Below are 24,241 nucleotides of genomic sequence, written 5' to 3'. Positions count from 1 at the left end.
CGGTGGGGCTTGTTTAGACGTGTGAGATCAGTGGTATCAGAGCTTCACGGCTTGCTCGATGTTTCTGACGGCAGCCTTTAGGACGAGCTTTCTGAACTGACCAAACCACGATCTGGCCCGCAACGTTTCGCCGAACCGATGCTTCAGCGCGAAGAAGATCGCTTCGACGATCGAGCGGCGGTGATAGACGTTCTCGTTGTGGCGAGCGTTGTGCGCTTTGTCAAGTGCGTAGAACTCTCGATGTTTAATCACCGGACGGATGCCAGCATCCCTGAGTTCGTGCCGCAGCGCGTCCCAGTCGTAACTTTTGTCAGCAGTGATCGTGTTTAGCTGTGCCAGGTTTCTCGTCAGTACCTGTCGTCCAACTTGTGTATCGTGCGGCAGTTTCATCGAGCAATGGATATCGAGGATGACGCTGGTATCGCAATCTACGAGCGCTGTCGTCTTAATATCGTCAAAGTTGTAGCCGACGCGGAGGACATAGTGGCGGCTGGCTTGATGGCGTTTGAAGCCGGTCGCGTCGATCGCCTGAACGTCGCCGAGGTCGTGCAGTGAGACAGACAGCCGCAGTAACACCCGCCAGATCCGCATTTTGAGATCTTGTTTCCGCGTACAGACGGTGGTGAAATCCGGTAGCTGATCCACAGAATGTCCGAGATTAGCTGCGATTCCGGGGATCTCGTACAAGATATCGAGTAATCGGCGGTAGGGCTGGTTCAGATACTCTCTGAGACAATGGATCGAGACAATCACCCAGTCAGCGTAGCCGCCGTCACCCTTCTTGATCGCCGGCGCTGGCTTGCTGATGACAGCGTTCTGGGACAAATCGACGCATCGGTCGGTAAAGCGGGCGAGTTGAGACGGCATACTCGCCGCTTCCTCGCTCAACTCCACATAATCCTGGTCGAGGCGTCAACTGAGCGGCGTCTAAACACGGCCCGCGCGGTGTATTCAGCATGGCTCTGCCGATATCACCGATAGCTGATAGAATTGCCAGCGTTAGATTTGCACAATCTATTTAACGGCTCGTTCTTGAGCGGCTGCATTGATGAATACACCCTCTGGGCCTTGTTTGAACGCGCGATTTCACGGGTGTGAGTCCTCGATGGCGCGTTCGATGTTGCGGACGGCGGATTTCATGACAAGTTCATAGAACTGTCCGAACCAGGTTCTCGACCAGAGCGTATCGCCGTATCTGCGGCGGAGCCCGAAAAACGCTGATTCAGCGTTCGAGCCCTGGTGATACGCCCGATCCTTGATGAGCAAGTTTCTCGTCCACCCCCGCATCCCAGGATCTCGCTGCGGAATCAGCGGCGTGATACTTTCTGCACGCAACCTCGTACGAAGTTCCTCCCAGTCGTAGCCCTTATCGGCAGCGACAGCCGCCAAATCGTCGAGATTCCGCACTAACACCTGCCAGCCAACTTGCGTATCGTGCGGTTGTTTTATCGAACAGTGTATATCGAGAATCGCACTGGTTTCACAATCGATGAGCAGCGTCGTCTTCACCGCCTCGAACGTGTAGTCCGTCCGTTTTGCGTAGTGCTGGCTGGCCTGGACGTGATCGACACCGGTTGCGTCGATCGCCTGCACATCACCGAGATCATACAGTTCGACGGACTGATCGAGGATCGCTCGCCACCGCTTCATCGGAATCGCCTGCTTTCGCGTACACACCGTCGAGAAGTATGGCACCGTTTCAGGCGTCAAACTGAGTGATTTCGTCACTCTTGGCATCTCGCGGAGGACATCCATCAGCTTCCGGTACGGATGGCCGAGATACTCTTTCAATCCCTGAACGGCGAGAATCACCCAGTCAGCGTAGCCTTCCTCTCCCGGTCGGTACGCCGGAGCTGGCGGACCAACGACGGCTTTTTGAGCGAGCGACACAACCATCTCTGTGAAGCGGGAGGTCTTCGTGTGCACAACGAGCTCGTCCCGCTTCCCTTCCTAGTAGATTTGGTATTTCCTCCGAGATACTAGCACAGCGATACGAGTTCGATCGACTCTACACTGCTAAAGTTAGAGCATCTAAACAAGGCCCACCCTCTGTATTCAGCACGGCACTTTTAACAGTAACTGGACAGATTAGGTGCCGCTTCGGTAACTGTCTCTCCTGTACTTACCGCGATTTTCACACCATACCCTGAATAAAGAAACTGTATTACCAACTACTGATATGAACTCGAGTGCTAATGAGTTGCAGGTGGAAAATGACCAATACCTATCTGTTTTCTTCAATTGGGAGACTGGTAAGGATATCCTCAAGGACAGCATGACGCCGGTACCGCAGTTCCTCGGACCGCTGGTCATACTCAATAAGACCCACCTCTTCCAACTTTGGCAAATGAATATGATGGAGAGAGATTTTGATCTCGGCCGAGGAACACCCCGGGTGATTCCCTATCTGCTCGGTTTCTCGACTTCTAAGGTGTTCTACAAGGTCATCAATGGTCGTTGTAGCGTCGCAACTGTCCATGAGAAACCGCAGGATTTCACGTCGTTGATGGTGGGCGATTGCTTCAAGAATCACCGTCTCTGACAGGTATTTAGTATGGACGGTTGACTTGATGGATACCTCTGATATGGACGTCCGATCACAATCATCATCTGTCATATGTTCGAGGGGGAGATAGCGCCATTGATGTGGAGGATTTTGTCATCGGTGGTGTTTATCGCTAGAGCGGATACGCACAGTGATTTGTATGATGGCAAGCCACGCAACCCCATCATTGCTCTCCTTCCACGAGTGACCACTGTTCATCTTGGCAGTCGTGCGCTTTATTCCCGTCCTCTGCTCGTTCAACTGTAGAGAGCAACTCTTCAACGGTGTGTGTCCGCTTACCACCTTCAGAGGTCTCTTCCGTGTATGGAATGACACCTTGGAGTGTCTTCGAGTCGGCTTCTCCATCAGTATCGGCCTCGTAGAGGGCGAGCGCTACAACTGGCACTCGAACGCGCTCACAGGGGTCGTTGAGTCCAGGCAATGAGGGGGTGATTTGTTTTCGGTGAAATGCTGGTTTTAGCGAACACTCGTGCTGCTCAGCCCAGCTTTCGAATTGAGCTATGAGTTCATCACGCGTTGGTACATTCGTATTGACCGTTTCTGGCGGCCAACAAGTGACATGGCAGTCAGCAATACTTCCGTTCTCACATAGATACAGCAACCGGTCAATAATTGTATTGATTGTCTTGATAAGAGGTGCCGGGACAGTGGACCGGACATAGCAGTCGATCTGAATAGACTCTGCTGTATCGATCGCGATAGCAGGAGTCGTTAGTGGCTTATTGACTGGCATATTCTTCCTCCGTACTTTGAACAGAACCCTTTGCTCTAATTGTCATTATGAATGGTCGAAGCGTATACCTAGGTAGACTTGACAGGGCCTGGAGGCAGGTTACTGCCGTCATTTCCGACATGGGGATGGCTAAATTTCCACGTTTAGCCTGTGGTAACAGGGAACTGTCCGATATTGCTAGTTGGTGTTTACTCGCGGACATCATCCTGGTATGTGACGGATAAACACATAAATTCAGGTGATTAAAACTCTCCCACTGTTTCAGAATAATTGCCTGAATAAGACCTATTCCCTGGTTTTAGTAGTGGGAAATAAATTCGAAGACTGTTTTTCATTCTCCGACGCTCTTGTGAAGGGCGTTGTTGGTTAGTGAGAGGGCAGTTTGAATAATTTCTTTCAAGGCTTCTCGTCCCGGTTTGCGTAGGATTCTCCGGCGAAGTTGGAAGAATCTGAGATACGCTGTGAATTTGTCCTTCGAGATTCCTCTCGCACGTATTCACGTACACGTTTTGAACCGGACGTGCTGGAGCCGCTAGAGGGCGAGACGCAGGACGAGTACTTCTACGCGGAGTTTCTGGACGAGTAGGCGTTTTCCTGTGGATCCCGTAGATCAGATTCGCCACGGAGTGAGACACAGGAAGACTACTTTACACAGAAGAATCAGGGTGAGTAGTGCTATACAGAAGGCTGAGTGGCTGACACGAATCTACTGGTGCCCCGTACGCATATCTGACTGGTCGGTGTAGGTCGCCGGGCATGACTCCAGAGACGCCTGACGTGACGTTTCACCGGTCAGCCGATCTCGATGCAGCGGCACCGACACTGATCGAGGGACTGCCAGGCCACGGATTGGTGGCTTCAATCGCCGTCGATCAGATCACCGACCAGCTGGGCCTCGAGCAGTATGGTGCAATCCGGTCCGACACCTTGCCACCCGTTGCATCGTTTACGGACGGTCTGGTTCAGGATTCGGTACGCGTCTACGGTGGTTCGGATCCTGACATTATGACGCTGCAGAGTGATGTCCCGATCCCGGAAGACGCATTCTTGGATCTGAGCCAGTGCGTACTAGAGGAACTGGTCGAGGATTTCAACCGGGCGATCTTCCTTGCTGGTGCACCAGCCCAGTCAGAGGAACAGCAGGGCAACGTCGTCGGTGTGGCAACGACCAATGACCGGAAGACGGAACTCGAGGAGGCGGATATCGCACTCGCAGAGGAGGACGGCGCTGTGAGTGGTGTGACCGGTGCCCTCATCAATGCGTGCTATCTGGCGAGTGTTCCGGCAGCGTTGCTGCTCGTCCGGGCGGATCCACGGCTCCCGGATCCGGCCGCGGCCCGGTCCGTGATCGAGAACGCGCTTGAACCGCTCGTCGAGTTCGAGATCGACACCAGTGAGCTACAGGAGAAAGCAGAGGAGATTCAGCGCCAGAAACAGCAGGTCGCACAGCAATTACAGCAGGCGCAGGGCCAGCAGGAAGAACCTGTCCGGGGGATGTTTCGATAGGAGAGCACCTCGATCTTGGGAGATCACGCTGACCCCGGTATTTCGGTTACTCGATCGCGTACGTCGCAATTTCTGATACACCGCATGCCGGACAGTACTCCGTTCGCTGATCCACAGTCGTTCCACAGTGCCGACACTCATAGATCACGTCAGCGGAGTCGGTTTCCGTTGAGCGCCTCGGTTCCCCATCTGCCGAAACCGCTCGTTTCAGTCGCTCCCAGCCCCCCATATTGAATCACTCGTGCCTGTTTCACCAGTAACGCCGAAAAGCGTTTCGCTGGTCCATCTCCTCGCCGTCCGGCGATATACACGTCACTAATGCTGGACGACGTGGACTTAGATGTCTTCAGGTGGCTCGGTGACGCGGAGTTCGCTGTCAACCTCGTAGAGATAGCCACGCTCGAGCAGCCGCGTCAGTGCATGGTCAGCATCCCCCGGTTCAAGCCTGATCTCGTCAGTGGATCGCAGCACTTTGATCGCCTCGTCACGAGGGATCGCCAGGACGTGGCGCTGGCTTTCACCGTGTTCCTGCTTGGTGATGTGATCACGGAGGATAGTGTATGCGTCCAACACCCAGTCGGGAAGTGGTGGACGGGGATCAGTGGCCAGGGACATCTGTCAGATCACCTGTCAACAGACCGTTCCAGATGCTCGGGCTTAACTATATTCCCCGATCCGACTGCCGGCACTGTACTCGTGACTGTTCACACGGTGACAGAGTGTACCGAATGTCAATTCATAGTATATAATTAGCAGTATCTCGGAGCACGACTTCTTGATTCGGAACTGCTCGCGAAACTCGTGTTCAATACAGGGCACCTACCTAGTAGGGTAGTCGGGCCGGATTAGTCTGCAAGATACGCCAGCCTCATTCCATCGCCGGCGCGATGAATCCGTACAGAATCGTCCCCATGCCGAAAATTTCGACGAACTGTGTCGCGCCGCCGACGACCAGTGGCGGTATGGGGAAGACCAGTGAGACGATGAAGATCAGTCCGGGTCCTCCAAAGGTGAGGACGAATCCAGTTGCGATGAGGAGCATCGGTCGGCTGTCGTTTCGACTATACCCTTGATAGGCGATGTACGCGATGACGAGTGCTATTGCGACAGTAACGTAATCTGAAAGCAGAAAGATGAGTTCGACGGAAACTCCCCATTCGTCTGTGCAAAGATCGTCTCACTCATCGTAGAGCCCCTCAATGAAGTTCGTGAATCGGTCGGCGGCGCGTTCCCGTTTCCTGATCTTGACCTCGAATTCACCGTCGGCGAAATCGATCACCACACGATCCAGATTCGATACGTAGACCGTGTGGTGGTGCCCCGCTGGATCTGGCCTAGTTTGTTCCACGAGCAATTCACGGCAGTCAATTCGTCGAGACGGCGATAGACGGTCGCCAGTGAGGCTTCACAAGTTTCGGTGAGTTCGGCTGCCGACATGGGTTTCTGGGTAGTCTCTTTGAGGATCGACTGAACACAATCATCCCCGAGTAGCCGTGTAATTGCGTCAAGTCGGTTGTCAAATCGAGGCGTTTCAGTCGGGTGCCTCATTCTGGGTACACAGCCTATATTCTCAATCCAGCAGGATCACGCTGCAGGGAGGGTGAACGAGAACGTCGTTCCCTCACCGGGTTCGGAGTCGACCCAGATTTCGCCGCCGTGGCGTTCGACGATCCGCTGACAGAGTGCAAGCCCGATCCCGGTCCCCGGATGCTCCTCCCGGCTGTGAAGCCGCTGGAACACTTGGAAAATTCGGTCCTGATCCTCAGGGTCGATCCCAATCCCCTCGTCGAGAACTGAGATCACGTACTCTGCTCCGTGTTGTTCGGCATCGATGTGGATCTTCGGCGGCTCATCGCCACTGTACTCGATCGCATTACTGACCAGATTCTGGAAGACTTGCTGAAGCTGGCTATGATCGCCATGGACCTCCGGCAGGGAATCCACCGTGATCTCGGCGTTGCTTTCCTCGATCGTCATCTGGAGGTTCTCGATCGTCTCTTCAAGGACATCATCGAGGTTAATCGGTTCGAACGGGTCACCCTGTGTTTCGACCCGTGAGTACTGGAGCAGGCCGTCGATCATCTCACTCATCCGCTCTGCACCATCGACGGCAAACTCGATGAACTCTTCCGCATTCTCGTCAAGGTCGTCAGCGTAGCGATTTTCAAGGAGTTGCAGGTAACTGGTGACCATCCGCAGCGGCTCCTGCAGGTCGTGTGATGCGGCGTAGGCGAACTGTTCGAGGCGCTCGTTGGATTCTTCGAGCTGCCGTTGTGTCTCTTTGAGTTCCGTGATATCTTGGACGACGAGCATCCCCGCATAGATTTCATCATCGGCGTCCCGGATTGGCAGCGTATAGGCGAGCAGGTGGCGGTTGTGATACTCGATTTCGAACGAGTTCGCTTCACCGTCGAGTGCATCGTGGAAGTACGGTTCGACTTTCTCGACAATGTCGGCCGGATAGAGGTCGGAGACACGATTGCCGACCCGCTCCTCTGGATCCACACCGGTTGCATCCATAAGTTCGCCGCCAGCAGCCGTATACCGGAGATCGTCGTCGAACAACGCGACGGCACCGTTCGGGAAGTTCTCGACAAGCGTCCGGTATCGGCGTTCACTCTCCTCGAGTTTGCGCCGGTTCTTCTTGCGTTCCGTAATATCGCGTAACACGCCGATCCGCTGCTGGTTCTCTCCATTCTGTGAGAGTGGTGTGAAGGAACCTTCGACCGGAACGTGGCGACCGCTCGCAGTCTCAATCGTTCCCTCCAGCGTCGGGTCGGTGACATCGCCCTCTGCAAGTCCTTCCCGTAACTCACGTCCCTGCTGGATCGTCTCCTCGTCAACGACCAGTGATGCGTGCTCACCGATGAGTTCATCACGATTATAGCCAGTTAGCTCTGTATACGCTTCGTTGACCATCCTGAACCGCAGCTCGTCATCGAGGACGTAGATCGCGTCGTTGATCGTCTCGACAATGGTTTCATACTTTGCCAGTTCCCGCTCGTATTCGACCTGATCAGTCACATCGCGGAAGTAGATCGACAGACCGGACTCAGATGGATAGACATTGAACTCTAACCAGGCGTCCAATTCATCCCCGTACACGTTGAAGCTGACTGGCTCCTGCGTCTCCATTGCCGTCTGGAATTCATCCCAGTACACGCCCTCTGTCGCCTCGGGGAACACGTCCCAGACGTTTCGCCCAAGCAGCTCCTCCCTGGATTGTTGCATGATGTCGGCAGCCCGTTCATTGAGGTGAGTGAACTGCCACTCGTCATCAATCGCGTAGAAGGCGTCTGAGATCCGCCCAAGAATTTCGTTGAGCTCGGTCTCAAGTTCCGTCTTCCGCTGTTCGAGTTGCTCTTCCCGTTCTTTGAGTTCAGTAATGTCTTCTCCGGCCGTTACAACACGGTCGATCGCCCCATCAGGGCCGAACAGCGGTGCCGCATTGATCCGGAACTGCATTGGGTCGCTGTCCGGCGGGTCGATCGTGAGTTCTTCGTCAAACACTGGTTCTCCAGTCGCGAGGACACGGGCAGACGGCGTTTCCTCTGGGGCAACCGGTTCACCATCCGCATCGTAGACGTCCCATTCCTCGGTGTCTTCCGGTTCCTCGATGAATTCCTGTTCGGTGAGGCCGAGAGCATCCTGTGCCCGCTGGTTCGCCATCACTGTCTCGCCGTCAGCGTCCTGCACGGCGATGGCAACGGGTGCCGTCCGCAGCAGTTGTTCCGTTTGGTTGTATTGGCGGCGGAGTTGCTGTTCGCGTTCTTTCTGCTCGGTGATATCGTCGACAGAGACGATAACTCTCGGTTCGTCCTGTTCCTCGGAGTCGAGTGGCACGGCATTGAGCGAGAGCCAGCGCCGACCGATCTCCGGGAGTTCAACCTGGCATCGGTAATCGTAGACCGGGTCGCCGGTATCGATGACCCGTGTCCACGGCCACTCCTCAACCGGAATTGGCTCATCGTCAGCGTCGTAGATCTCCCACGAGTCAACGCTGTAATCCGGGAGTTCTTCGTCATCACTGCCGATCCGGTCGAGCATGCGCTGGTTTGCGCGGACGAACTCACCGTCACCGGTCACCACGCAGATACTGACCGGGACGGTCTCGAGGATCTGCTCGGTGAGATCGCGTTCCTGCCGGAGCCGCTGTTCGTATTTGCGGCGCTCGGTCATGTCACGCGTGACCTTCGTGAATCCGCGTAGTGTGCCGTCGTCGTCACGGATCGCAGTGATGGTGACGTGTGCCCAGAACCGGGTGCCGTCCTTACGGACGCGCCAGCCTTCATCCTCGGTACGGCCTGCTTCCGCCGCTGCCTCGAGGTTCTGTTCAGGTACTCCGTCAGCGGTAGCGGCATCCGTATAGAAGGTGGAGAAGTGTTCGCCAACCATCTCGTCCTCTTGATACCCCTTGATCCGTGCAGCGCCCTCGTTCCAGCTGGCAACGGTACCATCGGGATCAAGCATGAAAATCGCGTAATCCTTGACAGCACTCACAAAGGAAGCAAACTCCTCTCTATCAGGCTCTGCAGGAAGGTTCCTTGATTCGGGCCGCCACCAGACCCGTGTGCCATCGTCGATCTGTCTGGTCTGAAGTTCACCGCTATCGGCGAGATCCTCTAAACTATTCTGTGCAGTTTGCCGCGGACAGTCGAGGGTGTCGGCGACGTCATCGGCAGTGATCGGTGTCGATGGTTGATCGAACTGCGTAAAAACACCCCGCACCTCCTCCCGAGTGACTTCTGGAGTTGAACCGGGGAATCCCATGGACTCGTATAGAGCCCTGTCCCGGTAAACGCTTGGCGTTGGACAGGCATGTGCTGGGGGCGAACCAGTGTATTCTATCGGCTAGCGGCACTCCAGTACTCCACGATTTCACAGCTCAATACCACTGATAAAGATGAGATAGCTGCTCGCTATTCACCGAACCAGAGTATGATCTCCTCTTCCGCGTCCGCGGGTTCGGCCGTGTGGATCAGGTTGCGCAGGGCGCGGCCCTCTGCATCGGCTTCCGCATACGAGTCATCTGCCAGCCCACCGCGGATCGTACCCGGTGCAGTGGACGCCGTCTCAGTATCCCCGGCCAACTGTTTCGTCCGTTCCGCCTCGTTCTCGCATTCAACGATCCCGACGATCACCCGGTCCGTCATATAATCAACGAGCGGGTCGTAGAAGTCTTTGTCCTCGTGTTCCGCGTAGTGTGCCTTGATATGTTCCTGTTCCGCGTCTACGGTCTCGAGTCGTTCGATCACTCGGTCGATCGTGATGGGCGCCGGGGCTGTGGATATACTAGTCATCTTCCCAGTAGTCGTCGTCCTCGAGTTCGACGATATCGATCTGTGTCGGGTCCTGCTGGTCGTGGCGGTACACGTGTTATGCGATGTGGCCCAGAGGCGTCCGACGATATTGAGGGCGGGCCGCCGGTCCGGGTCAGCGGTGTGGTCACTGCCGGTGTCGTCGCTGGTGGTGCGGTCGCGGAACGTTGGCATGGACAGATCGATAGAGGTGTCGTACCCGGTCAGCCGCTGTACCACCAGCAATACGGGGGCGATGATGGTCAGCAGGCCGGTGATGAGGATGATGACGTCGACGATGATGACGAAGATGGCCGTGATAGTGGACGCGATCAATCCGGGGTACAGGATGGCGGAGTCGGATCGGGCCAGGTACCGGGAGAGACGAAAGCTCCTGATGAAGATAAGCGCTACCAGTAACCATCCGACTAACTGGATGATTCCGTTCATTCTCCCTGTGCGAATGTGTAGCAAGGATAGCCGCAAAATTTTTTGAGGTATTAACGAGTGTCTGCAGTGATAGAAAGTTCGAGACGGGAATGATTTCTGTGTATGGTCGCTATGATGGATATTCTTGTACCGCTCACGCACCGATCAGCGGACGACAACTGCTTGGTATAGAGCTCTGTGTATTGGTTTTGAAGACTTATCGGAGCTGATGCCTATGTAAACTTCTTGCCAATAGGTGAAATGGGGGACACACATGAACCGGCGGCAGTACCTAGTTGGAGCTGGAACGGGCCTCAGCACACTTCCACTTGTGTCGTCCAATGGTAGGGCGACCGGGCACATCTCTATCGACATCACCGAGACGAATGCTCCGATTGAGGCTGGTAATCTCCTCGAGATGGCCGCCGAGCTTGAGAATAGCGGATCTACCGATGAACAGGTTGAACTGGACTTCCTCGTGGGTGAGGACGCAGTGGTGGTGGGTGAGCGGACAGTTCCAGTTGGGGCAGGCGAGACACGGACCGTTGATTTTCTGCAGTTTCGGACGTATCCGGTCCGTACCGATGACACGTTCCCGGTCCGGCTTGAGACTGGGGTCGGCATGGCCGAGACAACGGTCACTGTCACTGGTGTAGACCCGTGTGATGCCCAGTATACGTATCCTGACCGCAGCCAGAAGCTAACAGTTCAACCGGGGACGACGATCATCTTTGAGGTTGATGCCGAACTGGTACAGCAACAAGGCTCCACGCACTGGTATGTTGACGGCGAGTACGTCACGACGCCAGTCGGGCCGTGGCCGGCAACGTATTTCACCGACGTTGGTCGAGAACTCTTCACGCATACGTTCGACGCTACAGGGACACACCTCGTGGATACGGCTGTAACCGCGGATAGCGGGAATACTGCCTCCCGTTGGGAGGTGACGGTAGCTGAGGACGGACTTGAATCGCCAACCGTCGATGCTACGCGGCCATCCTCCCGTGAGCTTGCCGCTGACGAAACGACTCCGCTCGAACTTGATGTTTCGAGTTCTGCCACCGAACTGGATCGTGTCGTCTGGTGGATGACCCAGTCGGACGTGATCCTTGGCGTGTCTGATCTTACTGGATCTAGTGACACCGCTGCGATCCAGGTCGACGGCGGCTGTCATACATGCCAGATTGAGACATGGGTGATCGACGAGAATAACATGTATACCTCGGTCACTCCGTGGCAGTTCGAAGGCTTCGGCGCAGACGATGATGGCGGGAACGGGGGAAGCGTTGCCGTGAGGATTCAGGGGACGAACAGCCCGGTGACCGGTGGTGAGGTTTTGGAGGTCACCGCGGCACTCGAGAATACGGGCACGTCAGAGGTGACACGTGAGGTCGCTCTCGTGGTCGGTAACAACCCGGAGACCGTGGACACTCAGGCGGTGACGGTTCCTGCCGGTGAAACGAAACAGTTCACGCTCGAGTTTGAGACGTATCCAGTGAAGCAGGACGATGAGTTCCCGGTACGCGTGGAAACCGGTGAGAGTACAGCTGAACGCGGCGTCTACGTATCCGGGACAGAAACGTAGGTACTCGATGCTGTTGGAGCACAACTCTCCATGTCGCTAGCTGGGGAGGGGCTCTAGATGAGACTCTGCGCTATGCGTGCTCGCTGTTCCGGTGGTGACCCGTCTTGTCGATCTGGATTTCTCCGTGGTGCAGGTAGACCCATGTGAGGATACACAGGCAGATCAGTCCGATACGGAGCAGTTTGAACTCGAGGTTCGCCAGCAGTGTATCCTGTGTAATCTCCACGACTGCAGAGACGTTGAACTCCCCTCTCGTCACGCGCCCGTGGAGGAACTCGATCAGGATACGGCCAAAATGAATCCCGGCAGGAAGAGCCAACCGATCGGTAAGGAGATAGGCCAGTGCGAACGGAATCCCCGTGAGAGCGGCGTCAAGTGCTACCACGATGTTGCCGCGAAGCGGGATGTGGTAAACGCCGAACAGCAACAGGCTGACCGCGGTGGCAAGGATAACAGCCACTCGCGGCGACACGCCGCGTGCAGTAAGTCCCTCCAGAAAATTCCCGAGCATGATACGCCGGTAGATGACTTCCTTGTAAATATTCCCGAGCAAAAAATAGCAGACGAATAGTCCGAACACGGCACCCAGTAAAAGCGGCCTCTCAGGTCCAGTGATGCCAGCAGCTGTGAGAGTAACAGATCTGATTCCGCGGACATCAGCCCACCACAACGATACCGTGATCCCAAGTAGCGTAATCACGACCCCGACAACAAACTCTTGCATCCACTCCCCGTCGACAGTCAACCCGAAGTCCGTATACTCCCGGTGTTCGAGTGTTGCTGCACACCAGACTGCCACCCCAATCAGCGCGGTATACAAGATGATCTGCCCAATAGAAACCAGGAATACCTCGGTACTGGAGCCTGCTTCTGTGACCGACTGAACGATCAACCCGAGTAATGCGTTCCCACCGAGGAACAATACGAGTGTCACTACAGCGGGCAACACACCCCGAAAGCTTGCACGGACACGTGTCGAACCCCGTTCACGAAGCAGCCACATCTACCGGCGGAGCAGGCCGAGTGCCTCGGGGTCGTCCGAGAATCGGAGGTTCTCGGGATGACGAGAGAGCGTCGCTCTCTCGAACCACTTGACCCCGAGGCGGTTCACTGCTCGTCCGTTGAACAGGACTCTTAGTCGATTAGGATGTCGACAGCATCGTACAGCTGCTATTCCTCTCGGTTCAGCCACACGCTTCGAGCGCCTCAATGGTGTCGACGAGATTGGGTGAGGCTCCAGAACGGGTGGTTACTCGCTGCAAGACACTCGTCAAGTACGGCCTTCTGGTCAATCTCGGCAACGGCGTTTACGACATCACTCGTCAGGGAAAATAGTATCTCGCTGGCGAACTCGACGCTTGGGATTTTGAGGGTGACTGTGCCCAGCTGGCGACAACCCTCTATCGAAAACCAGCTAGTCGCCACTCCTGACTGACTTCGAATATGGTTGCCTAGAAGAAGGCCCCTCACTCGTCTTCGAGCGCTGCGTAGATTTCCGCATGGCGGCGTCCGTCAAGCTTCCCCATCTCGAGGGCGATCTCGTGACGTTCGGCGTCGCTCTCGGCAGCCTGATACCGCTCATACAGCTGGCGGACCTCGTCGTCGACTGCCGTCGAGGAATCGGTGCTGGACGCCATCTTTCTACTGAATGTAGTCGGTGCGTCCCTTTATCAGTTGCGGCGAGCGCATGCCCGAAAGTAGATGACTGCAGTGTCCGTGTCGACCGCGGCTTCGTCGGTTGCGAAGCGGTGCAAGAGGGCTCGAATTTCATCACCGTAGTTAAATGTGTATTCGTTCAGCATATAGAAGACGACCACCGTTCGGAGCGCCGTTCGCTTGTTCCCGTCGACAAATGGATGATCCGCAACGAGCAACCGCATCAGATGGACCGCTTTTTCATGGATCGTCGCGGGCACCTCCCCGAAGAACCCCTCCGAGATGTACTGCAGCGCGGAGGCAATCGCGTCTTCTGATCGAACTCCAGGTTCAGTGGTGTCGCCTTCTGCCACGATCTGCTCGTGGAGATCGAGGATGAGTTCGACAGAGGGATACGCGACGTCATCAGTCACGTTCTCAACTTTCTCATGCCACCCGTTAACCGTTTCTCAACTGTCGAGATCAAGTATCGTTGTCGACAGCGTGGGGTAGCCAGTCATCGATATCCTCACTGCCGAACCGGTCGTTCGCTGTGCGGGTGCTTTCATAGAACTCGGTCATCTCAGGCCCATCTTCGGGATCGTCTGGAGTGGCGATATCAGAAACTGACCCCCAGCCCGCCTAGACTACCTAATTCAGCGAGAGAGTCCCGCCGTTTACGGCGTTGACGAGACGCGAAGCGTCTCGTTCGCACATCAGAACGCTTCGCGTTCTGAGGACGGGAGTGAATCGCGCCACTCGACTACGCAAACCACCGATTACTCCTCGGCCGGTGTCTCCAAGTCGTCGGCGGCGTGGATCAACATCCCACGCCATGTCAGGCCGTGTTCGTTTTTCACACGTTTGATGCGCTCGTACTGTTCGTCGTCAGGGACTTCGATGTTAACGTGGTTCGACACAGTACCTACGATAATCCGTAGATTTATGTTAGTTTTGCTCGTACACAGAAGTAGCGATGAAGCGTACCAACGAGTTCGAAGTAGTTCCCCAGTCCGACGAGGACGGGGAGTTGCTTCGTCGACTGTTGGACGCTTCAGCCGCTCTCTGGAACGAGATCAATTATCAGCGCTGAACCAACTTCGACGACCCGGACGGCGACGTTTGGGAAATCGACGAGTACCGCGGTCGGTACGGCGGTATGCTTGGCGCGTCGACCGTTCAACAGATCGAGCGCAAGAACCGCGAAGCGTGGCGCTCGTTCTTCGCACTCCGAGAGAAGGGCGAAGCTAACGGCAAGCCCGGCTTCTGGGGCAACCAAGACGAGGGTCGCGAACTGCGGACGTATATACGCAATACGTCGTACTCGGTCGAATGGGGCGAACACTCCCGGCTCGAAATTCTTGTTGGCCAAGACCTGAAAGAGGAGTACGGTCTTGGATACCAAGAACGGCTTCGGCTCGAGGTTCAGGGCGATCCGAACTGGAAGGAGTACGACAAACAGGGCCGGTTGGAACTGTATTACGACGATGTGAGCGAGACGTTCAGGGCCTTTCAGCCAGTCACAATCGACAATTCTAGACTGGCACACCCACTGGCGGACGAAACCGCCGCTCTGGACATCGGCGCAAACAATATCGTCGCTTGTACGGTTTCGACTGGCGAGCAGTACCTGTACGAAGGCCGCGACCTGTTCGAACAGTTCCGCAAGACCACGCAACGGATTGCCGAACTTCAGTCGAAGCTTCGGGAAGGCCAGTACAGTTCGAAGCGAATCGACTCACTGTATCGACGCCGGACGCGACGGCGCAACCACGCAATGGACGCGATCGCTCGCGACGTGATCGAACGGCTGTACGACGAGGGCGTTTCGACAGTATATGTCGGCGATCTCACCGACGTACTCGAGACGCACTGGTCGGTTCGGACGAACGCCAAGTTGCACAACTTCTGGGCGTTCCGGCGGTTCATCAAGCGACTCAGTTGCACCGGCGAGGAGTACGGTATCACCGTCGAGGTTCGAACGGAAGAATGGACCTCGCAAACGTGTCCGAACTGCGGTTCGACCGAGGACACGACGCGGCACCAGGACACGGTGACCTGTACCTGCGGCTTCGAGGGCCACGCGGACCTTTCGGCAAGCGAGACGTTCCTGAAGCGGCACGAAACAGACGTAGCACGGCCGATGGCACGGCCTGTGTGCCTCAAGTGGGACAGTCACGAATGGCTGGAGTCACCACGCTCTCCCCGTCCCAACGAGGAGCACACGAACCCGCAAGTTGCCTCCGTGGTCGTTCGAGACGACGAAGTCGTCTCGTGATGACGAGAGAGCTTGCTCTCTCGAAGCAACTCGGCATAGCCGAGACTCCCAGCGCGAGGAAACCCCGGCGTTCACGCCGGGGAGGATGTCATGAAGAGGTTATCTGGTAGACTGAAAACTAGTCCCACGTCGCGCTCGGTTCTGACCGCTGATTAATACTGACACCCCCTCCAACTCCTCGAAGCCGTGCGAACCCAGAATATCCGTGTTGTGCTTGCCTTGAGTGGGATATCTATCGAAGTCTGAGCCACACAATTTGAAAGCAAAAAGCGACAGGATCCGAATCAGAACACCAGTAATAGACCCGAAAGCTACGAACCTAGTTAGCAAATACCGAACAAATATTCGTAGTTTCTAGTATAGATAATGAAGAAATTTGATGGGAGTATGTCATCCTCATCTCTCAGCACACGTAAAGCCAGAGTTACGATTCAACGGAGAGGAGATACTGTTCGAAAATACCGAACAGCTTCATATAACATTAGATATAATAGTCCTGGAATTAGTGGCCTTTAATAGGGCGCCCATTGATACCATGGGTATGTCACAACACAACATGGGTCGTACTGTCAAGACAGCAGATACTGTCTTTGACATCATTGAAGCGATTCAAGAAGTAGATGGATGCACCGTAACGGAATTAGCAAGTACTCTTGATATCGCGAAGAGCACCGCTCATACATACCTCTCAACATTAGTCCAAAAAGAGTATTTGAGGAAAGAAGGTAGCGTTTATCACCTTAGTCTAAAGTTTCTCGATCATGGAATGTATACACTGCGGAATGATAAGGTTGCATCAGTTGCTCGTCCTACTCTCGAACAAACAGCAGAAGAGACGGGAGAGGTCGTCTGGCTCATCGTCGAAGAACACGGTCGAGCCGTATACGTAGATCGAGCAAAAGGTGAGAAAGCGGTCCAGACAAGCGGCCGACGCGGACTTCGAACACATCTGCACTTTCTCGCGGCGGGTAAATGCATTTTAGCTAATATGGATGAGGAGGAAGTAACACAGATTATTGATCGGCACGGACTCCCTGCACAAACCGAAAATACAATCACCGAGAGAGAAGCGCTATTTGAGGAATTACAGCGTGTACGAGAAAGCGGATACGCGTACAACAATGCAGAGGAGGTCAGCGGCGTCTGTGCTATTGGAGCGCCGATTATGCAGAACGGAACAGTGTATGCTGGAATAAGTGTTCCAGGACCGACAGCGCGACTCCAGGACAAGGAGTACGACCGGAAAATTCGAAAAGCCGTCGGGGAGGCAGCAAATACTATCGAACTCAATCTAGAATATTAATCAGAGCGGAATCCCTCCATTAATTCTGTTTTATTCCCATTGATTTCAAGGGGGAGTTCAAGACAAAGCGAGATCGACAGAGTTGTTCGGGCACCCTCTCTGTATAAGTTCTAATCACCAGTCGAATGAGGTATGTCCACAATTGCAGTGGATGTCGGTGGCACACACACCGACCTGTACGGGTGGCTCAGTAGCGAGAATAAAACGGTCCAAGAGAAAGTGCCGACCACAGCCGGAGATCCTACAGAAGGCGTGATGAACGCGCTTCAGGCAGCGAATGTGGATCTCACATCGGTCGACACGTTCATGCACGGCAGTACGATCGCCACGAACGCAGTAATCGAAGGCGAATATTCAGCCACACCGTTCATCACGACGGATGGTTTTCGGGACCTTATCGAGATTGGCCGGTACCACCGTGAGGAGTTGTACAATCCATACCAGTCGAAGCCGGAACCGCTTACGTCTCGACGGCATCGATTCACAGTTCCTGAACGGATCGATGAAGCGGGAGAGATTACGGAACCGCTGGATGAACAAGCAGTGTATGACCTCGCCGAACAACTCCACCAAAACGAAGTTCGGAGTGTCGCAATTGGATTCGTCAACTCGTATGTGAATCCTGAACACGAACAACGGGTAAAAGAGATTTTGGAGGACACCGTCGATGAGATCTACGTCGCTATTTCTTCGGAGGTGAGCGGCAAACTTGGATCGGTCGCACGGTTCAACAGCACGATCATGAACGCCGCCTTAGAACCGGTTATGGCGGGATACTTGGACACACTCGACCGGAAACTCACAGACGAGGGATTCGGTGGTTCGTTTTACGTTATTCGTTCGGATGGCGGTGTAGCCGGCACGGAGAAAGCGAAACGGCAGGCGGAATCAACCATTCTCTCAGGCCCCGCTGCAGGGGTCAAAGGGAGTCAGGCGATCGGCGAAGCCGTCGATCAACCGAACGTCATCGGGATGGACATGGGAGGCACGTCGACGGACATCTCACTGATTGAGGACGGGGAGCCGCTCATCACGACGGAGTATGAGGTCAAATTCGATATTCCGTTAGTCAAGCCGATGCTCGATGTGACGACGATCGGCTCGGGCGGAGGGAGTATAGCGTGGATAGACGATGGCGGCTCACTACGCGTTGGGCCCCAGAGTGCTGGCGCTGATCCCGGACCAGTTTGCTACGATAGGGGCGGGACCGAACCCACAATTACTGATGTCCACCTCGTTCTCGGCCGTCTCGATCCCGAGACGTTTTTGGGTGGGAAACGAACGCTCAACGAAGACGCAGCCTATAGCGCAATCGAAAAGCTCGCTGACCAACTGGGAATGGATGTTCTCGAAGCTGCCGAGGGAATCCTAGAGATTGCAAACGAGAATACGGCGGCTGCAGTCCGTGAGACGACAATCGAGCGCGGCCAGGATCCACGCGACTATTATCTCATTGGATTCGGTGGCTGTGGGCCAATGCATGCTGCTGAGGTTGCAGAGAGCTTGGATGTAAGCTCTGTTGTCGTTCCAAGTGCATCGGGTGTGCTCTCAGCGGTCGGGGGGACGATGATGGATATTCGGCACAATGATGATAAAACGTTTTACACTCCCGCTGAGGGAGTAACCCCCGCTGAGTTAGCGGCTGAATTCCAAGAACTGGAAGAAGATATTCAGTCACTCTTCAAAGAAGAGGGCGTCGACCCTGCAGCTGTAGACGTAGAACGAGTTGCTGAAATGAGATACGTTGGGCAAACGTATGAGGTTGATGTTCCCGTCTCTGATGAGGATCTCAGCGCGGACTCTATAGACCACCTATCAGAGGAGTTCCACGAGAGGCACGAACAAGAGTATGGAATTGCATCTGACGAATTCCCAGTCACGTTCGTGAATCTGCGTGCAGTCGGAAGCAAGGAAACAGCAAGTCAAGAGTTCCGGAGCCCCAGTATCACGGACACTGAAACAGCGGACGGCGATACTCGCAAAGTGTACTTTGACAGCGAATGGCACGAGACTTCGATCTACCCTCGAGCAACGCTCGATCAGGAAATGGAGATTGAAGGGCCGGCTATCGTCGAAGGCGACCACTCAACGATAACGCTCAATCCATCGATGAACGCATCGGTTGATGAGCACGAGAACGTAATCATCAGCACTAACAAGTAATGGAGGATCCAAAAATGAGCCAACAAACAGAACGGAAGACCGAAATCGACGCAGTGACCTTCGAAGTACTACGAAGCGGGTTCGAGCATACCGCAGATCGGATGAGTACGGTGCTCCAGCGGACATCGTTCTCACCGATTATCTACGATATGGTGGACTTCTCGAACGCGATTTTCACTCCTGATGTCGATCTTGTCGGCCAAACAGCGAACTGTCCAGTCCACCTTGCCGCCATGCACTTCAGCGCTGAAGCGTCCCTTGAGGAATATGGCGTTGACGAACTCGGAAAAGACGACATCGTCCTCCTCAACGATCCGTACAACGGCGGGACCCATATCAACGATGTCACGTGGACACAGCCAATATACGATAGTTCGGATGAACTCCTTGGGTTCGGCGTTAGCCGTGGTCATTGGACTGACCTCGGCGGTGGTGGACCTGGCGGACAATCATGGGGTACTCACCTCGCCGAAGAGGGGCTCCGAATTCCACCTTCAAAAATCGTGGAAAACGGCGAAATGAATGAAACGCTTCTCGAGATTCTGAAAAGCAATACTCGAGTTCCACAGTACATCGAAGGCGATGTTCAGGCACATCGAGCGGCACTTACAGCCGCGAAAGATGAACTCCACCGGCTCGAAAGGAAATATGGAGCAGACACGGTACGGCAGGGAATGGGTGATGTATTAGACTACACCGAAGAGCGAACACGCGAAGCGATCCGTGAGATCCCTGACGGAGAGTACAGCGCCCGTGACTACGGGGATTGTGACGGAATAACGGAGGACTCGATCTATCTCGATGTCACCCTCATCGTTGAGGATGATGAGATTACGGTTGACTTCGAGGGAACTGACGACGCCGTTCCCGGGTCAGTAAATTCGCCGAAAGCAAACACACATTCGGCAGTCTACTATGCGCTGAAGTTCTTCACCGATCCGGATGCGCCTGCTAACGCCGGAATGTACAGGCCGATTGACATCGAACTCCCAGAGGGATCGTGGGTAAATCCCGAATGGCCGCGACCCGTAATCGGCTGTACGACGTTTGCGGCATCAAAGATCTGTGCGGTGATCTGGCAAGCGCTCGCAGATGCGATCCCTGAGGATATCGTCGCTCCGACGTACTCCGAGTGTAACTGGTTTACTGTTCAGCAGGAGGATCCGGATACAGACGACGCCTATGTGTGGTCTGATCTCCCACCCGGTGGCTGGGGCGGAACGCCCGTTGGTGATGGAATGGAGACGACGGCAGATCCGCTTGGGAACTGTATGGACCTTCCCGTCGAACGAGCCGAATTGCTCTTCCCGGTAACCGTGGACAGACGGGAATTCATCCCCGACTCCGGTGGAGATGGCAAGTACCGTGGTGGACTGGGCCTTCGAGAGACGTTTACCTTCCATGGATACGCGGAACTCAGCGTCGAAACAAGCCGAACAAAAGAGGGGACTCCTGGTGTGAACGGAGGACAATCAGGGGGACTAGGCCGGCTGATCAAGAATTACGGGGCCGACAGTGAGGAAGTGATCGGCGGTTGGAAGACCGACTCCGATGAGTGGGAGATGTGTCTGCTTGGGAGTGAACCGTTCCAACCCGGTGAATCATTCACCATTGAAACGCAAGGCGGCGGAGGGCGAGGCGATCCAACTGACCGTGACGCTGAAGCGGTCCGTGAAGACGTCCGTGATGAAAAGGTCAGCCGCGAAGTTGCAGCTAAAGTGTACGATATCGATATCGAACAAGAGTAATCATGGCTGACCGTAATGTGATCGTGATCGGTGGTGGTGTTGCTGGCATGAGTTGTGCGTACCATCTCGCTGCTGCTGGCGTTGAAGATGTGGTAGTGCTCGAAAAGGATCAGCCAGCTAGCAAAGCGAGCGGGCGTGCAGCCGGGTTCATAACTCCTGATCAATTCCTCAGTACCGGAACCCACCCTGAAGAACACCAATACATTCTCGAGTTCTGGAAAGAGATGGCTCAGGATTCAAAGATCGAACTCAACTATGATGATGGCTATACGTTTGCTCGAAATGAGGAGTCAGTCTCGTATCTCGAGCAACTTCATAAAGAGACGGCGATAAACTCACAACTTCTGACGAGTCCTGAGATTGGTGAGCGACTTCCGGATCTCACCACTGGTGATATCAAAATGGGATTCATGTTTGAAGATGGATTCTCGCTGGACCCATACACTGGTACGATGACAGTAATGGAGAACGCAACAGCACTCGGTGTGGACGTGCGGACAGAGTCGGTCGAATCACTCACCCCTCTCTCACAGGGCACAACTCGTGTTACGACATCCGACAGGTCGTATACCGCTTCAACAGTGATTCTGGCTACAGGAGCATGGAGTGGTTTACTCGCGCAGGAGATCGATGTTTCACTTCCATTAAAACCACGAGTTAGCCAAATCATCACGTTAGATCCCGAGTCTGATGTTCATCTCCCATTGGTTAACGATCCGGATCTCCTCCTCTATTACCGGACAGAAACAAATGGAGAAGTTCTAATCGGAGGTGGGACAGGCAAAAAAGAACTCGATCCGAAGTCGTTCGACCCATCAGTTCGTGAAGAATTCCTTCATGAGGTGGCAGACAAAGCGCCACTAATATCCGAAAAACTCAGAAACAGCGATGTAACCGGAAAATGGGCAGGGCTTTGTTCCGCGACTCCTGATCGCCATCCACTTATCGGCAAGGTCCATGCAAACGATATCTACGCGTGTTGCGGCTTTAATGGCGAAGGCATCATGTATAGTGCCGTTGCTGGACATTTGATCGCAGACTTTGTTACTGGGACGACACCAGAATTCAACGCCGAAGCATTTGCTCCGGACCGATTTCCCTCACCAGAGTCTGATTTCGAGATACGGAGCGCTATCGAGTGGTGAGTCGAAAACTTGGTCGCACTCTGGACACTGATACCATCGAATAAGTGAGTTGTCTGGTTGCTTTTCGCCCTCTTCGGTTCGGACTGGAGAGTGCCCTTTCCCACATCTGTGGTCGAAATTGGCAAACAATTCGTCACGGTTACCCCTACCTATAGGATAGATTATTGGTGGTTAAGTATAGGGGAAGCAGAGAACGACCTCGGGGACCTCATCAATGATTCCACTGTTGGTGTCGAAACTTACCTACAATCAAGGTCTAGTCCAAGAAAGCAGGTATCCACGAACAACGGCGTCACGAGCACTCGGTCGTAGACCTTTCCTGCTGGGAGCCACTGGCACGGACAATGGCTACCGAGGCGACGTTCACGGTTCCATCCGACCAGTTCCCGCTGGGGACAGTATTCAACCAACTGCCGGACGTGACGGTCGAACTTGAGCGTATTATCCCCGCACGGGACGTAGTGATTCCCTATTTCTGGGTGCGGGGAACCGAAGTTGATAACATTGAGAGCGCGTTCACCGACCATCCCGGCACGAAAGAGATTCGACTCGTAGACTCCGTCGAAGACGAGTATCTGTTACGAGTCGAGTGGGCGCTGGACTACGACGACGTGCTCACCGTATTAGCGAAGACGGAGGTACCGCTCATCGAGGCCACCGGTACGAACCACCAGTGGACCTTCGAGATCCGCGGCGACGACCGAAGCGACATCGCCGAATTTCAACAGCGCTGTCGAGAACTGGACATCTCGACCACGCTGACAGAGTTGCACGCGCTCACACCGGTCGAAACGGGGACCGAAGCCGCCCTCACCGACACTCAGCAAGAGGCGCTGGTACTTGCCTACGAGCGTGGCTACTTTGAGTCTCCCCGTGAGGTCACGCTGGAGGTGCTCGGTGAGGAGTTTGGAATCTCACAGCAGGCCGTTGGATCCCGTATCCGAGGTGGGATCAAGCACATCCTCGGGAGCACGCTCTCCGCTGTCGAAGACCGATCCTGATCGGCTACGTAAAAGCGGTTTGTATCTGAAACAGCCAACGTGATTGGCGTCAGTCGTCTGCACTACATATAATGAGTGAGGATTCCTCCACCTTTGACTCGGTCCTCAACCTCTGTCAACACCAACATCGTCGGATCGTACTTGGGATACTCGCAGCAGAACAGCGGTCGCTAACGCTAAATGACCTGACGCAAACCGTCCTCAAGTACAACCATCAGACGTCAATTACAGAGGTCTCTGAGGACGTACTAACCGAGATTCGCCTCTTACTCTATCACGTCCACCTCCCAAAGCTGGCCTCGGAAGGGATCATCACCTATGATCCAGACCGACAGCTCGTGGAACCGACCGAGCAGTTCAAGCAGATACAGCCGACCGTGTCTACGATCATTGATGATGATCCCTCACTTGAAGCGCCGATCGAACTCTAATGTCGATCAACCGCTCTCCATTCTCGTCTGGTACCAGACCACTCCATTGAGGGAATGAGGGCGACGAACAATACGCAGACCTACTTACCGAATCGAGTGTCCCTATCATACCTCATTCTGAATTGAAGAAACGGTCCTCCCAATGACTGCTACTTGGACCCATCGCCGAATAATCGTCCCCACAGAGAGGATGTCTCTGAAGCGGTCTCACAGTCGGGTGGTGTCCTGTCTTGTTCTTCTCGAGTCTGCTCGATCTCTCGGTTACGCTCTGCAAGTTCGGTTCTGAGATTTTCGATCGTTGTCTCGAGGCGATCGATACGTTCAGTTTTCTGTTCGAGCGTGGCCTCGAGTTCGTCGACACGATCGGTCAACAGTCGATTTTTCTCAACCAGATCTGCATGATTCCGATTCCGCTCCGATT

The 24,241-nt window shown here is 54.6% G+C and carries 20 protein-coding genes and 2 pseudogenes; 10 read left to right on the top strand and 12 right to left on the bottom strand.

The features are described 5' to 3' along the window. Positions 1-36 precede the first annotated feature (36 nt). The 4 genes from CP556_RS24490 to CP556_RS24475 all read right to left on the bottom strand — a co-directional run bounded on the left by CP556_RS24490 (position 37) and on the right by CP556_RS24475 (position 3,299). On the bottom strand, positions 37-867 hold the full coding sequence (locus CP556_RS24490) for an IS5 family transposase (protein WP_098728280.1): 831 nt from the start codon (positions 865-867) through the stop codon (positions 37-39). 219 nt (positions 868-1,086) lie between these two features. Beyond that, the gene (locus tag CP556_RS24485; RefSeq protein ID WP_098728162.1) at positions 1,087-1,896 is read right to left on the bottom strand and encodes an IS5 family transposase; all 810 of its coding nucleotides are present in this window, start codon (positions 1,894-1,896) and stop codon (positions 1,087-1,089) included. 328 nt (positions 1,897-2,224) lie between these two features. Further along, positions 2,225-2,479: a DUF7344 domain-containing protein gene (locus CP556_RS27665; RefSeq protein ID WP_486187795.1), complete on the bottom strand. Its 255-nt coding sequence runs from the start codon at positions 2,477-2,479 to the stop codon at positions 2,225-2,227. A 250-nt stretch (positions 2,480-2,729) separates the two neighbouring features. Beyond that, positions 2,730-3,299, bottom strand: coding sequence for an HTH domain-containing protein (locus CP556_RS24475; RefSeq protein WP_098728160.1), 570 nt, complete (start codon positions 3,297-3,299; stop codon positions 2,730-2,732). 756 nt (positions 3,300-4,055) lie between these two features. Between CP556_RS24475 and CP556_RS24470 the strand changes: the two genes are divergently transcribed. Next, positions 4,056-4,805 carry a proteasome assembly chaperone family protein gene (locus CP556_RS24470; protein ID WP_098728159.1) on the top strand — a complete coding sequence of 250 codons (750 nt, stop codon included), beginning with the start codon at positions 4,056-4,058 and terminating at the stop codon, positions 4,803-4,805. A gap of 336 nt (positions 4,806-5,141) precedes the next feature. Here the strand turns inward: CP556_RS24470 and CP556_RS24460 are convergent, their stop codons facing one another. From CP556_RS24460 to CP556_RS24445, 4 genes are all read right to left on the bottom strand, one after another. Continuing rightward, complete coding sequence (locus tag CP556_RS24460; RefSeq protein ID WP_098728157.1) at positions 5,142-5,420, bottom strand: hypothetical protein; 279 nt, start codon at positions 5,418-5,420, stop codon at positions 5,142-5,144. A gap of 253 nt (positions 5,421-5,673) precedes the next feature. Further along, positions 5,674-5,934: a DUF7521 family protein gene (locus CP556_RS26330; protein WP_486187794.1), complete on the bottom strand. Its 261-nt coding sequence runs from the start codon at positions 5,932-5,934 to the stop codon at positions 5,674-5,676. A 455-nt stretch (positions 5,935-6,389) separates the two neighbouring features. Next, complete coding sequence (locus CP556_RS24450; RefSeq protein WP_098728156.1) at positions 6,390-9,575, bottom strand: PAS domain-containing sensor histidine kinase; 3,186 nt, start codon at positions 9,573-9,575, stop codon at positions 6,390-6,392. Positions 9,576-9,724: 149 nt separating this feature from the next. Continuing rightward, on the bottom strand, positions 9,725-10,552 hold the full coding sequence (locus CP556_RS24445; protein ID WP_098728155.1) for a nucleoside-diphosphate kinase: 828 nt from the start codon (positions 10,550-10,552) through the stop codon (positions 9,725-9,727). Between the two features lie 253 nt (positions 10,553-10,805). Between CP556_RS24445 and CP556_RS24440 the strand changes: the two genes are divergently transcribed. Then, entirely contained in the window at positions 10,806-12,116 is a 1,311-nt protein-coding gene (locus tag CP556_RS24440; protein ID WP_255291599.1) for a hypothetical protein, read from the top strand. Between the two features lie 70 nt (positions 12,117-12,186). Here CP556_RS24440 and CP556_RS24435 read toward each other — a convergent pair whose 3' ends face one another. Beyond that, the gene (locus tag CP556_RS24435; RefSeq protein WP_176548342.1) at positions 12,187-13,050 is read right to left on the bottom strand and encodes a CPBP family intramembrane glutamic endopeptidase; all 864 of its coding nucleotides are present in this window, start codon (positions 13,048-13,050) and stop codon (positions 12,187-12,189) included. Positions 13,051-13,367: 317 nt separating this feature from the next. On the opposite strand from CP556_RS24435, the pseudogene CP556_RS27100 reads away from it, so the two are divergent. Then, a pseudogene (locus CP556_RS27100) lies at positions 13,368-13,451 on the top strand (MarR family transcriptional regulator); the annotation flags it as partial. Between the two features lie 131 nt (positions 13,452-13,582). Here CP556_RS27100 and CP556_RS26325 read toward each other — a convergent pair. The 3 genes from CP556_RS26325 to CP556_RS26320 form a co-directional block, all read right to left on the bottom strand. After that, positions 13,583-13,753 carry a hypothetical protein gene (locus tag CP556_RS26325; protein ID WP_176548341.1) on the bottom strand — a complete coding sequence of 57 codons (171 nt, stop codon included), beginning with the start codon at positions 13,751-13,753 and terminating at the stop codon, positions 13,583-13,585. 33 nt (positions 13,754-13,786) lie between these two features. Next, positions 13,787-14,185: a type II toxin-antitoxin system death-on-curing family toxin gene (locus CP556_RS24430; protein ID WP_098728153.1), complete on the bottom strand. Its 399-nt coding sequence runs from the start codon at positions 14,183-14,185 to the stop codon at positions 13,787-13,789. 345 nt (positions 14,186-14,530) lie between these two features. Then, positions 14,531-14,671, bottom strand: coding sequence for a hypothetical protein (locus CP556_RS26320; RefSeq protein ID WP_176548340.1), 141 nt, complete (start codon positions 14,669-14,671; stop codon positions 14,531-14,533). Positions 14,672-14,727: 56 nt separating this feature from the next. On the opposite strand from CP556_RS26320, the pseudogene CP556_RS24420 reads away from it, so the two are divergent. The 7 genes and pseudogenes from CP556_RS24420 (at position 14,728) to CP556_RS24390 (ending at position 23,820) form a co-directional block, all read left to right on the top strand. Continuing rightward, positions 14,728-16,029 (top strand): annotated as a pseudogene (locus tag CP556_RS24420) (RNA-guided endonuclease InsQ/TnpB family protein). A gap of 541 nt (positions 16,030-16,570) precedes the next feature. Next, positions 16,571-17,332 (top strand): IclR family transcriptional regulator, encoded by a 762-nt coding sequence (locus tag CP556_RS24415; RefSeq protein ID WP_176548339.1) that lies wholly within the window; start codon positions 16,571-16,573, stop codon positions 17,330-17,332. A 132-nt stretch (positions 17,333-17,464) separates the two neighbouring features. Next, positions 17,465-19,495 (top strand): hydantoinase/oxoprolinase family protein, encoded by a 2,031-nt coding sequence (locus tag CP556_RS24410; protein ID WP_098728151.1) that lies wholly within the window; start codon positions 17,465-17,467, stop codon positions 19,493-19,495. 14 nt (positions 19,496-19,509) lie between these two features. Then, positions 19,510-21,243, top strand: coding sequence for a hydantoinase B/oxoprolinase family protein (locus CP556_RS24405; RefSeq protein ID WP_098728278.1), 1,734 nt, complete (start codon positions 19,510-19,512; stop codon positions 21,241-21,243). A 2-nt stretch (positions 21,244-21,245) separates the two neighbouring features. Next, positions 21,246-22,388, top strand: coding sequence for an NAD(P)/FAD-dependent oxidoreductase (locus tag CP556_RS24400; RefSeq protein WP_098728150.1), 1,143 nt, complete (start codon positions 21,246-21,248; stop codon positions 22,386-22,388). A gap of 344 nt (positions 22,389-22,732) precedes the next feature. Further along, entirely contained in the window at positions 22,733-23,389 is a 657-nt protein-coding gene (locus CP556_RS24395) for a helix-turn-helix domain-containing protein (RefSeq protein ID WP_098728149.1), read from the top strand. A 71-nt stretch (positions 23,390-23,460) separates the two neighbouring features. Next, positions 23,461-23,820: a DUF7344 domain-containing protein gene (locus CP556_RS24390; RefSeq protein WP_098728148.1), complete on the top strand. Its 360-nt coding sequence runs from the start codon at positions 23,461-23,463 to the stop codon at positions 23,818-23,820. Positions 23,821-24,241: the final 421 nt, after the last annotated feature.

This window comes from Natrinema sp. CBA1119 (assembly GCF_002572525.1).
Taxonomy (GTDB): domain Archaea; phylum Halobacteriota; class Halobacteria; order Halobacteriales; family Natrialbaceae; genus Natrinema.
The sequence above is the reverse complement of the archived record's forward strand: the minus strand, read 5'-3'. Positions and strand labels throughout refer to the sequence as shown.